Origin of the sequence: Pontiella sulfatireligans (assembly GCF_900890705.1) — a bacterium.
GTDB classification, from domain to species: domain Bacteria; phylum Verrucomicrobiota; class Kiritimatiellia; order Kiritimatiellales; family Pontiellaceae; genus Pontiella; species Pontiella sulfatireligans.
This window is the reverse complement of sequence record NZ_CAAHFH010000001.1, coordinates 1,890,312-1,906,112: the sequence shown is the minus strand read 5'-3', so window position 1 is coordinate 1,906,112 and position 15,801 is coordinate 1,890,312. Positions and strand designations below refer to the sequence as shown.

Genomic DNA, 15,801 nt, shown 5'->3' with positions numbered 1-15,801 from the left:
TATTGAATGGGGCAATATAGAAGGTGTTGAGATAAAAAACAACATGATAAGTTGACATCGATCTATAAGTGATATATTGATGTTTTGTTTTAAGCAGGGGAGCCTATCAGATGCAGTATGGATATTTTGACGACGAAGCCCGCGAGTATGTAATTACGGAACCGAAAACGCCGTTTCCGTGGATCAACTATCTGGGCAATGAAGAATTTTTCGGGCTGGTTTCGAACACCGGCGGTGGCTACAGCTTTTATAAGGATGCCAAGTTCCGGCGGCTGACCCGCTACCGCTATAACAACGTGCCGATCGATACCGGCGGGCGCTACTATTACATTAAGGATGGCGACACCGTCTGGAACCCCGGGTGGAAGCCGACGCAGACGGAGCTCGATTCCTACGAATGCCGCCATGGCCTAAGCTATTCCAAATTCACCGGCGTGAAAAACGGGGTGAAATCGGAGCTGACCTGCTTCGTGCCGCTGGGCGTCAATGCCGAGGTGCACAAGCTTTCCATCGAGAACAATTCCACCGTACAGAAAAGTTTAAAGCTCTTCTCGCTGGCGGAATGGTGCCTATGGAACGCGCAGACCGACATGGAAAACTTTCAGCGCAACCTTTCGACCGGTGAAGTGGAGATCGACGGATCCGTGCTCTACCACAAAACGGAATACAAAGAGCGTCGCAACCACTATGCGTTCTTCTCGGTAAACGCGCCGATTCAGGGCTGCGACACCGACCGCGAAACCTTTACCGGCCTCTACAACGGCTTCGACGCACCGCAGACCGTGCTCGCCGGCGCTCCGCAAAACACCGAAGCGCACGGCTGGTCGCCGATTGCGTCGCACTATCTTGAAATCGATCTGGCTCCGGGCGAAAAGCGCGAGCTGGTCTTTGTGCTGGGCTACGTCGAAAACGCCGAGGAGGACAAGTGGGAATCCAAGGGCGTCATCAATAAGGCCAAAGCAAAAGAGATGATTTCCCTGTTCGATACGGTTGGAAAAGTGGATGCCGCGCTGGCTGACCTTTCCAACTATTGGAAAAAACTGCTCAGCGTCTATCAGGTGGAGAGCGGCGACGAAAAGCTCGACCGCATGGTCAACATTTGGAACCAGTACCAGTGCATGGTGACGTTCAACATGTCGCGCAGCGCCTCGTTCTTTGAGTCGGGCATCGGCCGCGGCATGGGTTTCCGCGACTCCAACCAGGACCTGATCGGCTTTGTGCATCAGATTCCGGAGCGCGCCAAGGAGCGTATTATCGACATTGCCTCGACGCAGTTTGAAGACGGCTCGGCCTATCACCAGTACCAGCCGCTCACCAAGCGGGGGAACGCCGAGATCGGCGGCAACTTTAACGACGATCCGCTGTGGCTGATCCTTTCCGTTACGGCCTATATCAAAGAGACCGGCGACTGGAGCATTCTCGACGAGTCGGTCCCGTACGACAACGACGAGAGCAAGGCCACCGATCTGTTCGGGCATCTTTCGCGTTCCTTCAATTTTACGGTGAACACCCTCGGTCCGCACGGACTTCCACTCATTGGAAGAGCCGACTGGAACGACTGCCTCAACCTCAACTGCTTTTCCAAAGATCCGAACGAATCGTTCCAGACCACGGAAAACGCGTCGGGCGGTCAGGCGGAGTCGCTGATGATTGCCGGCGAGTTTGTGCTCTACGGCCGCGAATACATCCGCCTCTGCAAAATCCGCGGACTCGACGCCGAGGCCGAAGCCGCCCAGATCCACGTTGACGCGATGGTTGAATCGGTGAAGACGCACGGCTGGGACGGCGACTGGTTCCTACGCGCCTACGATTTTTACGGCAAGAAGGTCGGAAGCCACGAAAACGAGGAAGCGCAAATCTTCATCGAATCGCAGGGTTTCTGCACCATGGCCGAGATCGGCAAGGAAGAGGGGCTTTGCGAAAAGGCGCTCGACTCCGTCAACGAACGCCTCGCCACCGAGCACGGCATCGTGCTGAACAATCCGGCCTTCACGAAATATGTGATTGAGTACGGCGAAATCTCAACCTACCCGCCGGGCTACAAGGAAAACGCCGGCATCTTCTGCCACAACAACCCTTGGGTGTGCATTGGCGAAACCAAGGCCGGCAACGGCGACCGTGCGTTCGACTACTGGAAGCGCATTGCACCGGCCTACCGCGAGGATATCTCCGAGCTTCACAAGATGGAGCCCTATGTCTATTCGCAAATGATCGCCGGCAAGGATGCGTTCAAGCCGGGCGAAGCCAAAAACTCCTGGCTCACTGGAACGGCCGCTTGGAACTGGGCAGCGATCTCGCACTATATTCTCGGCATCCAGCCCGACTATGATGGCCTGGTGATTGATCCGTGCATTCCGAAGGCTTGGAAACAATACTCCGTCACCCGTCGCTTCCGCGACGCAGAATACTGTATTACGATCAAGAATCCGGACGGCGTCAACAAAGGCGTCGTCCTGTTGCTGGTCGATGGCGTGCTCACCAAAGGGAATATGATTCCGATCTTTGGCGACCACGGCGTTCATGAAGTTGAAGTCATCCTTGGAGAAGCTCATGTCTGATCAAGCACAACCCATAGTGGCCGCAGAAGACCGCGTGCCGATGGGGACGAAGCTGGCCTATGCGCTGGGCGGTCCTGTGGACATTCTGGCGGTATGGATACTGGTGAGCATTGCTTATCCGTTCTTCAATATGGAGCTGCATATGCGGCCGCTCTATGTGTCGATCATTCTGATGTCGCTTCGGTTGTGGGATGGCATCATCGACCCCATCATGGGCTGCATTTCCGATAACTTCCGTTCCAAGTGGGGAAGGCGCCGGCCCTTTATTCTAGTCGGTTCCATTCTGGCCGGCCTGGCCTATCCGCTGATCTGGTGGTTCCCGATGGATTGGAGCCAGGAAATGATCATGCTGTGGGTGATCGGTTTCGGCATTCTCTTTTATACCTGCTTTACCGTTTGGGCGATGCCGTATCAAAGCCTGATTATGGAGATGACCCCGGACTATAACGAGCGGACCCGCGTCACGGAAGTGCGTGGCTATTTCCAGACGATGGCCGGTTTTCTGAACGGTTGGATGTGGTGGATTTCGCTGCTGCCGATTTTCTTCCTTAATGGAGAAGCCAGTACCGTAAACGGCATGCGTTATCTCAGTTTGGGCATCGGAGCCATTATCATTGTGCTGGGCATCGTACCTGCCATCTTTGTGAAGGAGCGCTATTACGAAAGCGTTAACAAGCATCAGGAAAAGGTGAGCGTAATCAAGAGTTTGGGCGAAACGCTCAAAAACGTGCCTTTTCGGATCCTATGCCTCTTCACTGTATTCTTCCTGCTCGGCACGGCGATTTTCGACAGCTACGGCCGCTATGTCGGAACGTACTATGTGTTGAATGCCGACTGGACGGTTGCTGCAAAATTTGCCGGTTATGGAACCGTGGTCTACACGGTCTTCAGCCTGCTCTTTATTCCGATTTTCCGCTGGCTGTCCGAGCGGATCGGCAAGCCCAAGTGTCTTGGCATATCCGTCTGTCTGGTTCTGTTTTCAGCGGCAACCACCTGGTGGACCTTTAATCCGGCCTATCCCTATCTGATGCTGGTGAACACGATTTTTATCGGTGCGGGATATGCCGGCCTTTGGCTCATGCTTTCGTCGATGCAGGCGGATGTGGTCGATTATGACGAACTGAAAACCGGAGAGCGTCGCGAAGGCAGCTTCGCCTCCATCTTTTCGTGGATCCTGAAGTTTGCGTTCTGCATCGGCTTCCTCATCTCCGGCCCTTTGCTGGAGCTCACCGGATTTGATGCGGCGCTGGAAGCCGCGCAGCCGGAAGCTGTTTTGCGCAACATGCGCATCGGCTACATCGTCATCCCGGTTGCGGCCTTGGCGGTGGCGCTTGTTTTATTGAAAATTTTCCCGATCACGCCGGCTAAGGCGGCAGAAATCCGCGAACAGCTCGAAGAGCGGCGCGGTAAAGTGTAAACGAAATTTGAAACTTGAAACCTGAAATTTGAAATATGCAGTACGTAATACGAAATACGTGAGGTGAAATTATGAAATACGGATTTTTTGAAGACGCTAAACGCGAATATGTAATCACCAACCCGAAGACGCCGGTGAAGTGGACAAACTATGTCGGCACGCTGGCGTTCGGCGGCATTGTGGACCACACCGGCGGCTCGCTAATCTGCAAGGGCGATCCGGCGCTGAACCGCATTGTGAAATACATGCCGCAGCTGCCCAGCTCGGAGTTCAAGGGCGAGGGGATGTATATCCGCATCAAGCAACCCGACGGCTATAAAATCTTTTCACCGTTCTTCGTGCCGACGCTGGATCACTACGACAAGTATGAATGCCACGTCGGCCTTGGCTACCAGCGCATCGTTTCCGAATTCTATGGCATCCGCACCGACGTCACCATCTTTGTGCCGCCCGGCGAAAACGTGGTGGTGCGCGACATCAAGGTGACGAACCTCGGCGACGAGCTGGTCGAACTGGACGTGGTGCCGGTGGTGGAGTTCACCCACTTTGATGCGCTCAAGCAATACACCAATGCCGACTGGGTGCCCCAGACCATGACGGTCGATGCGGAAAAGAACGCCGACGGCACCGTGCTGTTGCGCCAATACGCCTTCATGAAGAAGCAGTATGAAAACAACTTTTTCACCTCCAACGTGCCGGTGGATTCGTTCGAGACCGACCGCAAGGTGTTCCTCGGCGACAACGAATACGGCACTTGGGCCAACCCGCTTGAGCTGCAGGAAGACCACCTGTCGAACATCGAAGCGCGCCGGGGCGACACCATTGCCGCGCTGCTGCACAAGCTCGGCGAAGTGGCTCCGGGCGAAACAAAGCGCATTGTTACCCAGCTTGGGCAGGACGAGCCGGCCAAGGTGACGGAGACTTCAAAAAAGTTCCGGTCTTTGGAAGCCGTTGATGCCGCCTTTGCCGAACTCGGTGCCTTCTGGGACGAATACCTTTCCAAAAACTGGATCGAAACACCGGACGCTGCATTCAACTCGATGGTCAACATCCACAACCCGCGCCAGTGCCACACGACGATGAACTGGTCGCGCTATCTTTCGCTCTACCAGCTCGGCCTGGGCGCGCGCGGCATTGGATTCCGCGACAGCTCGCAGGATGTGATGGGCGTGCTCGCCGGCGCGCCGGACGAGGCCAAGGCGCTGATGCGCCGCCTGATCAGCGTGCAGCTGCCGAACGGTTCGGCGATGCACCAGTTTTTCCCGCTGACGATGGAAGCCAACGAGGGCGACTCGCGGGAAGAGGGCGACAAACAGTGGTATGGCGACGACCACCTCTGGATTGTTCAGGCGGTTTCCGCCTATGTGAAGGAAACCGGCGACTATGCTTTCCTCGATGAGGAAATCACGTTCTACAGCAAGGAACTGCCGCTGGCGGAACGCGAAAAGGGCACCGTGCTCGAGCACCTCCGCCGTGCGCTGGAGTTCACGCGAACGCATACCGGAAAGCAGGGGCTTCCGCTGCTTGGTTTTGCCGACTGGAACGATACAGTCAACCTCCACGGCGATGCGGAAAGCGTTATGATAGCCAGCCTCTACGGCCGGGCGCTGCTGGAAATGATCGATCTGATGGAATTTCTTGGAGACAAGACGTCTGCACGAGCATACCGTGCTAATCATGCGCATATGAAAAAGGTCGTGAACGAAGTGGCCTGGGACGGCGAATGGTACGCCCGCTACTTTGAAGAAGACGGCACGCCGATCGGTTCGAAGGAAAACAGCGAAGGGCAGATTTACACCAACGCCCAGTCGTGGACCGTGTTCTCCGGCTTTGCCGACGAGGACCGCGCGCTCCAGGCGCTGGAGTCGGTCAACAGCAAGCTGAACACGCCTTGCGGGATCAAGCTCAGCTGGCCGGGCTACGATGGATTTGATCCGGCCAAGGGCGGCGTGACCACCTATCCGCCGGGCGCCAAGGAAAACGGCGGCATCTTTCTGCACTCCAACCCGTGGGTGATGATTGCAGAAACGATGGTCGGCAACGGCGACCGTGCGTTCCAGTATTACAACCAGATCAATCCCGCGGCGCAGAACGACACGATCGAGCGCTTTGAATGCGAGCCCTACTGCTACCCGCAGAACATTCTTGGCGACGAACATCCGCAGTTCGGGCTCGCCCGCAACAGCTGGCTTTCCGGAACCTCGTCCTGGACCTATCAGGCGGCGGTCAAGCATATCCTCGGCCTCATGCCGTGCCACCAGGGGCTGGAAGTCAATCCCTGCATTCCGGCGGAATGGGACGGCTTCAAAGCGACCCGAAAGTTCCGTGGCACGACCTATAACATTGAGGTGAAAAATCCCGACCATGTTTCCAAAGGCGTTGTATCGGTCACCATCGACGGCGAGGCCATCGAAGGCAACGTGCTTCCGGTCTTTACCGACGGAAAGGCGCATTCGACCGAAGTTGTGATGGGCGTCATGGTGGAAGAGGAGCAGTCGCAGGAATCTCAAAAAATGGTTTTGGCGGAAGGCTAGGTCGCATTTCTATGAAAGTTGCTATTCCATCCGGTTTGATTCTTTCGGCGGCATTGCTCTCGAGTTTGTGCGGCTATGCCGAAGGTGCCGGCGAATGGGATTTTGTTTCGCGGGTGCGGAATGAAAATGCACAGCCGCAGCGTCAGGCGCTTCCGGTCCGGTTGGAGCCGCGTTCCAGCGGCATCATGGAGTACGGGCCTCGATGGGAACGTCCCTGCGCTGAAGCATTCAAGGCGAACGAAGTCTACATGCTATCGGTGCGTGCACGCGCCATTGATCCGCAAGCCGTTGGTTCTGTTGCGCTGAAACTTGCCGTAAGCTCTCCCGGCAAGATCAGGGGAAAGGTTCGGCCGGTGTTCCGCTGCGGGCCGGTGCTGAGCGCTGAATGGGAAACCTTCTCTGCGCCTTTTTCCGTGCCGGAAGATGCCGCGCCCGGAAGCCTTTCCCTATTCCTTGTGCATGGCTGGGGCGATGCCGCGGTCGAGGTGGCCGATGTCCAGATTGAAAACCTCGGTTCGGAAAAGCCGCTGCAGGCTTATGCCCGGAAGGGCCGGTGGTATGCCGGCCAGGAAGCGGATGCCGCTTGGCGCCTAGAAGCGCAGTCCATGATTGCCTCCAACCGCATGGGCACCTTTTCGGTGCAGGTGCTTGATGCGCAGGGCGAGCCGGTAAAGAACGCCCGGGTTGTGATCGAGCAGCAGCGTCATGCCTATCGTTTTGGTACGGCAGTCAACAGCCTCTTGTGGCGGTGGATCGCCCCGGATGCGGCATCCAATCCGCAGCTGCAGGCGGAATTCAAAGCCTATCGTGCCGAATCCGGACGCAAGGGGCTGACCTTTGCCCAGCGCCAGGCGGAGATTCAGAAATACTTTGAGGTTTTGAAGGCGGACTTTAACTATGCCGTGTTCGAGAATGCGCTGAAGTGGGAGGCGTGGTCGGGCGCGTGGGACGGCTTTCGGCAGGAAGACACATTTGCCTTGACCGATTGGCTGCATGCGAGCGGTCTTGATGTGAAGGGGCACGCACTGGTTTGGCCGGGGTGGGGCCATGCGCCGGCCTGGACGAAAAAAATGGCGGACCGTCCAGAGGCGCTGAACCGGCTCGTCCATGCCCACATCACCGATATCGGTGCGGCCATGAATGGCCGGGTGGCGGCTTTTGATGTACTTAATGAAGCTTTTAATAACCATGACTACATGGATGTGATGGGCAGCGAAGTGGTCGGGGACTGGTTCAGACAGGCGGATGCGGTATTGCCGGATGCGCAATTAAACGTAAATGATTTTTTATTGATGGCCAATGGCGGGTACTGGACAGAAAAACTCGATTTCTACGATGCGCTTGTGGGCCGGTTGCTGGACGAGCAGGCGCCGTTGGAGGGGATCGGTTTTCAGAGCCATTTCCGCCACAGCTTCCTGACCGGCCCGCAACGGATATGGGTCTTATGCGACCGTTTCGGCCGCTACGGGCTTCCGCTGGTTTGCAGCGAATTTGATGTTGATCTGGCCGATGAAGAACTGCAGGCCGCCTATACGCGCGATTTTCTGACTGCTTGGTTTGCGCATCCGGATACGCAGGCCTTTCTCCAATGGGGGTTCTGGCAGGATTCGCACTGGCTTCCCTATGCCGGGCTTTACGATCGCGACTGGCGGATGAAGCCCAATGCAAAAATCTACCGCGACCTGGTTTACAACCAATGGTGGACCGGACGGGAAGAGGCGCGGTCCTCTGACGACGGACGGGTGGAGTTGCGGGGCTTTCTAGGGAACTATCGGATCACGGCACACGCCAGCGGTCGTAAAGTTGTGCTTGAAAACATTGAGCTTAAAAAGGATGGGGCATCCTTGAGCATGAAGCTCTAGCAGGCTGTTTTTGGCAAAACCGTATGAACCGCAGTAACGATGACTTGAGGATTTATTCATGCAGCATTTATACAGGACCATCATCATGACCGCAGCAGCACTTAGCGTTGTTGCCTGCGAGGGCGCCACGCTTAAAGTCGATTCGTCTACCGTAATTCGCGAAGTGGATCGCCATCGTTTTTTGGGTACGAACGCTGGGCTGTGGCATGAGGCGCGGCAACTGTTCGATACCGATGTGCAGTACTATTTGCGGGAGCTGAATCCGTCGTTCATCCGCATTCCCGGCGGCTCTTGGTCGGACGAGTATGTCTGGAACGGCAACGGCGTGTGGGACGGCAACACGTTTGATATGTCGAAGCTCAAGGACGGCCAGTGGGACGTCGACTATTCCGCCTATGCGCCCGGCTTCCACCTGCTCGCTCCCGGCAAACCGGACGAGTGGCACGGCAATGTGGACGCCTATGCGCTGCACGAGTTCGCCAAAGACAAAGGCTCGCATTCAATCGTGACGGTCAACGTCGGTTCCGGCACGCCGGAAATGGCGGCGGAGTGGGTGCGTTGGGCCAACCTTGAAATGGACTACGGCGTTGAATATTGGGAAATCGGCAACGAGCTTGAAGGCCGTTGGGAAATGGGCAGCACGCTGCCCGACGGTTCACGGATGACCGGCGAAGTCTACGCGAAAAAATTCATTGAATATGCCAAGGCCATGAAGGCGGTTGATCCGTCCATCAAGGTGGGCGGCCCGACGGCGGCGAACACGCGCGCGGTCTTTATGGAAGACCTGATGCGCATTGCCGGCGACTATGTGGACTTTCTTTCCTTCCATACCTATCCGGTGGAGCGGCACCTTGATTCCGAGCGCGACATCATTGATCAGGCCTTCTCGCTGCACGAGCCGATGAAGCGCTATCGCGGCTACATCGAAAAATACCAACCGGACCGCAAGGACGAGATTGAACTCGCGATTACGGAATGGAATTCCAAGGTTCTCGAAGACCGATATACCGGCGATCTGCTGAACGGGCTTTGGAGCGCGATTTTTGTGGGCGAAATGTTCCGCGAGGGCGTTGGCTTTGCGACGCAGTGGGATCTGCTGACGGTTACGCCCGAGGGCGGGCACGGCCTGTTTCATTTTGCGGGGCGCTGCGTGCCGAAGAGCCAGTATTGGGGGCTCTATCTCTGGAGCAAATACATGGGCAACCGGCTACTTGCTTCGGAGCTGCAGGGGAACGGGAACGTCTATGCGGTCGTCACGCGCGATGACGAGCGGCTTTATGTGATGGTGGTGAATGTTTCGCGCGATGAATTTGCGCAGATCAAGCTAGATGTGCCGGGGGTCGCTTTTGCATCCGAAGGCCGGGCGGCAACGCTCTCGCATCGCGAATATTTTTGGGACATCTACAAGCATGAGCCACGTTGGAGCCGCAAGCCCAACGAAAGCCGGTTTGCTATTGGCGACAAGCTTGAATTTGATGTGCCACCCTACACCGCAAAGGTGTTCGAGTTGCCGCTGAAAGGCTTTGGACTTCGTTCGAGCGAAGCGGTTGAAAACTCGGAAATCCAGCCCTTGGAAATTTTGCTGCCCGAATCGTCGCCGGCCGACCTGCCGGTGGAAGGGTGGGTGTTCCTCCAGAACGATCCGGAAGATCCGAAGGTAGGAAAACAATTTGATGCGGCAAAGCTTTCGGTCAGCGGCCCCGCCACGGCGGACGTTGCCACGGTTTGGCTGGGCGAGGCGGCCGGACGCTTTTCGCTCACCCCGACAGGCGCTGGAACCGTTACGGTTCGGGCCACGGCGGCCGATGTTTCGGTGGAACGCGTCATCGAGATTCTGCCGGTGCAGGAGCGCAAGGAGATCGTTTGGCAGTTTGAAGACGCCCCCGAAAAGTGGGGTGCAGCAAGCTCGTACAAACTGGTGGCCGACGATGCGGTGCGCCCGAACCAGCAGGTGGTGGCAGTGGTGCTCGATGGTGATCGTCCAACCTCAGGAAACGATCAGTTGGCGGTGTTTGCGATCGCTCCGGAAACGGTGGAGCGCGAGCGCATTGCCGGCGTAGTGATGGATGTCAGAGCGTCGGCCGACTTGCAATGCGCGGACAAGGATATTGGCGTGCGCATCGTGCTGCAAAGCGAGAGCGCGCATTGGGTCGACCTCGGCTCGCTGCCGTTGGAGCAGGTGCGCGGAAAATGGAAGACGTTGGAGCTGAAACTGCCCGACACCAAGTATTATTCGGTGATGGGCAACACCTATGCGCTGTTCATTCAGCTTTACCAAAACGGTGAGAAGAAGGTTCCAGTGTCTGGAAAAATCTATTTGGATAATATCGGGTTTATTTTGAGGTAGAATCGTGACGAGTGAGCCGTGAAGCGTGATGTGGAAAAACAGTCACGCCTCAATTGTCGCTTATCACGAACGCCGAGTGGAAAAGGAGATACTATGAAATTAGGAAGACGAAGTTTTATTGGAACAGGTGCTGCATTGCTGGCGGGTTGCGCTTTAGCGAAAAAAGAACGCAAGCCGAACGTGGTGTTCTTTATTGCCGATGACATGCTGCCCAAGCATTTCAACTGCCTCCCGCAGGGCAAGGGCAAAAACCTGACGCCGAACATCGACCGCCTGGCAAACGAGGGCACGGTGATGACGGAGCAGCATGTCTGCTCGCCGATCTGTACGCCGAGCCGCTACAACGTGCTGACCGGCACCTACGCCAGCCGCGCGAACAATGACTTTTTTACGGGCCGCACCAAGAACGAGGGACAGTCTGTTGTTGAGTTCAACACGCATATCCTCAGTTCCGACACCACGCTGCCTCGTCTCATGCAAAAGGCCGGCTACAACACCGGCATGGCCGGCAAGAACCATGTGGTAGAGGTGGAGTCCCGTAAACGCTTCAAGGATTTCGACGCCAGCGCAAAGGATCCTGAAAACGTATCGAAGCTCAAGGCCAACCACGATCATGTCTGCCAGGCCATCCGCGAGATTGGCTTCGACTATGCCGACCACGTCTACGACAACAACCCCGACTTCCTCGGACTGCACGAAGTCGCCGTCCAGAACATGGACTGGATCACGGAAGCCGGCGTCGAGTTTGTCGGCCAGCCCCGCGAGAACCCCTTCTTTCTCTATTTCGCCACCACAGTGCCTCATGGACCGACCCAAGAGGAACGCTCTTGGAACGCCAATCCCCTGATTTCTGCGGTCGGCTATCTGGACAAGGCGCCCAATGTGCAGCCGGCGCGCGACACCATTCCGAAGCGGTTGAAGAAGGCCGGTTTGCCGGTGAACGACGACACGGCCAACATGCTATGGCTGGACGATGCGGTGGGTGCGCTGCTGGACAAGATCGAAGAAACCGGACAACTCGACAATACGGTCTTCTTTTTCTTCAGCGACCATGGCCAGAGCTCCAAAGGAACGGTCTACCAAGGCGGCGTGCACGATCCTTCCATCGTCTGGAAAAAAGGCGGCTTCCCAGTAGGGTCGGAATGCGATGCCTTCGTGTCGATCGTCGACTTTGCGCCGACCATTCTCGATATTTCGGGATATAACTATTCGAAGGTAAAGTTTGATGGCGAGAGTTTCCTTCCATACCTCAACGGCAAGCCGCAGAAGCCGGGGCGCGTGCTCTATTTCGAGCTCGGCTATGCCCGCGGCATCCGCAAGGGCAACTGGAAATACATGGCCATCCGCTATCCGGAAGATCTGGAAAATATGAGCATGGATGAGCGCAAGCGGGTGCTCGACGAATGGAATGCCGAGCGGGTGCGCAAGCATTTGCGGACGGTTACGGACGATCCTTCCGCACCGTTCAGCCACCTGACGCCGATTCCCGGCGGTGGCGACGCGGAACGCAAGTCGACCGGTTCCTATCCGGGTTATTTCGACCGCGACCAGCTCTATGATCTTTCCAAAGATCCGCGTGAGCAGAAGAACCTTGCGAAGGATCCGGAATACAAACAAAAGCTCGAAGAGATGCAGCGCGAGATGAAAAAGATTCTCGGCGGGCTCCCCGGCGACTTTGAGCTGTAGTTGAAGATCGGACGGGAACCCATGAAAAGATTGAGCTTGTTCGCCGTTGCATGGCTTCTTGTTGCTTCGGCATGGTCTGCACAGATTGCACCCGATCATCCGACGATCCGCTATGTCGGCCGCTTTACGGAAGACCATCGCTTTGGCTGGACGGGCAGCACGATAGAGGTGGACTTCCAAGGTTCGGAACTTTTCGCTGAGCTGGAATTGGCAGATGGGGCTGCTGCGGGAATGACCGTCGTGGTGGATGGCGAGCCGCGTTTTTTGAAGGTTTCCAAGGGCCGGAACTCCTACAAGCTGGCCGATGGACTGGATGCCGGAACCCATCGAATCACTTTATTCAAACGAAGCGAGGGCGCGATTGGGACGGTGCGTTTTCACGGATTCGACATTTCCGATGAAGGGAAACTATTGCGCCCTGAAACACCTCGTATGAGAATGTTGGTGATTGGCGACTCGATTACCTGCGGCTACGGCAACGAGGCGAAGACGCTGGACGAAGGCAATACCGTCGAAAATGAAAACGGCTATATGTCCTATGCGCCAATTGCCGCCCGCGAGTTAGGCGCCGACATCATGATGTTTTGCTGGTCCGGACGCGGGATATTCCGCAACCGCCAGCTGAAGTATGATCAGGCGACGACCATTCCGAAAATCTTTGACCAGACGCTTCCGCTGGATGCGAACATCAAATGGGATCACACCCGCTTCGTACCCGATGTGGTTGTGATCAATTTGGGCACCAACGATATGGCGGAGCAAAACGGAAAAAAAGAGCCGTTGCCTAAAGAGGGTTATATTGCCGTCTACAAACAGTTCATCACCCGCATCCGCTCCTATGCGCCGGAATCCAAAGTTATCATCAGCATTGGCCCGATGGGGGATGAGCCCGTAAGCGAATGGTTGCCGGAAATTGCCGGTGCGTTCGACGATGTTTCTGTTTTGGTTTATGCGCCCTTTGCCGGCGCGGATGACACGGGCGGGCATCATCATCCCAGCGTGAAAAAGGACAAGGCCATGGCCGCTGAACTCGTGGTTGCGGTTGAAAGTATGTTGAAAGGCAACAACTGATTTAGAAATAAATGAGGCAAGGGTGAAATGAAAAGAATGCGTTTTATAGTGGGATGTTTGGTCCTGTGCGGTCTGGCCGCGCAGGCCAATACGATTCGCGTGGATGCCGGTAAAGCAATCGGTGCGGCTCAACGGGCTCATTTGATGGGCATCAACATTGCCGTCTACAATTCGCCTTCTGATTATTCCAAGGCGATTGACGGCCCGATCAGTGAGCTGGCGACAGGGTTGATCCGGATGCCGGGCGGTTCGGTTTCCGATAAATATTATTGGAATGGCAACGGTGTGGTTTCGAACGGCGTGGTGGATCAGTCAAAATACAAGGATGGCTATTGGCAGATCGACTATTCCGACTATCGTCCGGGTTTCGCGGTGGACAATCAGGATTGGAGCAAGGCCAATCCCGACTTTATCAACATGGATGCCAAAACCATGCACGAGATCACGCGCAAGCATTCGACGGCGCGCAATCTGGTGACGGTGAATATGGGAAGCGGCACGCCGGAGATGGCGGCGGAATGGGTGCGCTGGGCCAATATGCAAAATGATTACGACGTTGAGTATTGGGAACTCGGCAACGAGCTGAACGGCGAGTGGGAGACCGGGCATGTGATGCTTGATGGTTCGAAGATGACCGCCGACAAATATGTGGCGCGCTACATTGAATTCGTCAAGGCCATGAAGGCGGTTGACCCCAGCATTAAAGTAGGCGGGCCGTCGTGCGATGTGGAACACCACGACGACTATTTCGAACCGCTGCTTCGGGATGCCGGCGAGTATGTTGATTTTATAACCCTGCATTACTATTCGCTCCGGAACAGTTTGGCGCCGGAAAAGGAACTGTTTGACGGGCTGCAAAATCTGGCGCCGGTGATGGAGCACCTCAACAAACTGGTGGAGCAATACCAACCTGCCCGCAAAGACGAAATTGAGTACAGCATCACGGAATGGAACTCCAAGCTGCCCAAAGATCAGGATGCGTACCGGTTGTTCAATGGGCTTTGGTTCTCCGCCTGGATTGGCGAGATGATGGCCGAGGGCGTCGATTCGGCCACCGTGTGGGACATGTTCAGCGGCGCCGACAACGGCCATGGGCTGCTGGTCCGCAAGGGGGCCGGCTATGTGCCGACCGGACGCTATTGGGCATTCTGGCTGTGGTCGAACTATATGGCCGATACGCTGGTGGAAACCAAGGTGGCTGATAATGAAAACCTCCATGTGTACTCCACCCGCGATGAGGACGCGCTCTATGTGATGGTGATGAATGAATCACGGACGGAACCGGCTCCGGTTTCGCTCGATATCAGGGGATTCGTTCCGGCGCGGATCGGCAGTGAAATCACGCTTTCATCCAGTGAATATTTTTGGAATCCCTACCTCGGAGCAGCCGATTGGAATAACGGGCCGTCGGTCAAGTCCATCGTGGTCTCCGACGGCATGGAGGCGACGATCCCGCCATATTGCGTGAAGGTGTTTAAGTTCAATGCGCAGGGAGTGAAGGGAACGCTTTCCAAACCGGAGGATGCGGGTTCGCTTGAACTTCGCGTATTGCTGCCGGAGTCCGGCCTGGGCGATATGACGGTAGAAGGATGGGTTCGCGCATTTCAGGCGGGGACAGATCTTCCCTATGCCGGTGAGCTCGGAAAGGTGCGCCTTTCGGTGGACGGGGCCGCCAAGCTTTCAACTGCAGAGGTGGTGTTGGCGGGGGCGGCCGGACGCTTTGTTCTCGAACCTGCAGGGCCTGGGGCGGTAACGGTCACGGCCGATAGCTGCGGGCAGACGGCGAAAAGCGTGGTCGATTTTAAGCCGGTTGATTTTGAAGAGCGGGTGGTCTGGGATTTTGAAAGCGGAAAAATAGAAGAACCGACCGCTTCGGCCTACAGTTATTCGGTGGCCGAACTTCCAGACACTGGAAACCATGCGGTGCGTATCGATTTTTCAGGCGTGGCCGTTCGGCAGCCGGACAACCACATCTTCGATATCACAAAATATCCCAAGGGCATTCCAACGGAGCGGATCGGCGGCGTGGTCTTCGATATTTTCGTACCCGATGAATTTGAACTGGATGAGCACGGCGGCAACCTGCAGGCGGTCTTGCAGAGCACCGGCGCCTACTGGATTCCCTGCGGGCAGGTTCAGCTTGCCGAGTCGCGGGGGGAATGGCGCACCGTCCGGATGGAGATCCCGAACAAACAGTTCCTAAAAGTGATGGACGATGCCTTTTCGCTGCTGTTCGTGATGCACACCGAAGGTCCGGTTTCCGGCCCCATCTATCTGGACAACATTGGCTTTATGCTGCGTCCGGAATAGGGAGTGTGCGGCGAAA

8 protein-coding genes are annotated in these 15,801 nt (G+C 56.2%); all 8 read left to right on the top strand.

Translation table 11 applies throughout. The features are described from left to right. The first annotated feature begins 110 nt into the window (after positions 1–110). Complete coding sequence (locus tag SCARR_RS06425; protein ID WP_136060677.1) at positions 111–2,558, top strand: GH36-type glycosyl hydrolase domain-containing protein; 2,448 nt, start codon at positions 111–113, stop codon at positions 2,556–2,558. Beyond that, positions 2,551–3,975, top strand: coding sequence for an MFS transporter (locus tag SCARR_RS06420; RefSeq protein WP_168433058.1), 1,425 nt, complete (start codon positions 2,551–2,553; stop codon positions 3,973–3,975). The genes SCARR_RS06425 and SCARR_RS06420 overlap by 8 nt, the downstream gene beginning before the upstream one ends. A gap of 71 nt (positions 3,976–4,046) precedes the next feature. Beyond that, on the top strand, positions 4,047–6,509 hold the full coding sequence (locus tag SCARR_RS06415; RefSeq protein WP_136060675.1) for a GH36-type glycosyl hydrolase domain-containing protein: 2,463 nt from the start codon (positions 4,047–4,049) through the stop codon (positions 6,507–6,509). Between the two features lie 11 nt (positions 6,510–6,520). Continuing rightward, positions 6,521–8,371, top strand: a complete 1,851-nt coding sequence (locus tag SCARR_RS06410) for an endo-1,4-beta-xylanase (RefSeq protein WP_136060674.1) — start codon at positions 6,521–6,523, stop codon at positions 8,369–8,371. A 58-nt stretch (positions 8,372–8,429) separates the two neighbouring features. Beyond that, positions 8,430–10,718 (top strand): glycoside hydrolase family 44 protein, encoded by a 2,289-nt coding sequence (locus SCARR_RS06405; protein ID WP_136060673.1) that lies wholly within the window; start codon positions 8,430–8,432, stop codon positions 10,716–10,718. Positions 10,719–10,811: 93 nt separating this feature from the next. Then, positions 10,812–12,404 carry a sulfatase family protein gene (locus SCARR_RS06400; RefSeq protein WP_136060672.1) on the top strand — a complete coding sequence of 531 codons (1,593 nt, stop codon included), beginning with the start codon at positions 10,812–10,814 and terminating at the stop codon, positions 12,402–12,404. 21 nt (positions 12,405–12,425) lie between these two features. Further along, positions 12,426–13,475, top strand: coding sequence for an SGNH/GDSL hydrolase family protein (locus SCARR_RS06395; protein WP_136060671.1), 1,050 nt, complete (start codon positions 12,426–12,428; stop codon positions 13,473–13,475). Positions 13,476–13,502: 27 nt separating this feature from the next. Beyond that, on the top strand, positions 13,503–15,785 hold the full coding sequence (locus SCARR_RS06390) for a glycoside hydrolase family 44 protein (RefSeq protein ID WP_136060670.1): 2,283 nt from the start codon (positions 13,503–13,505) through the stop codon (positions 15,783–15,785). Positions 15,786–15,801: the final 16 nt, after the last annotated feature.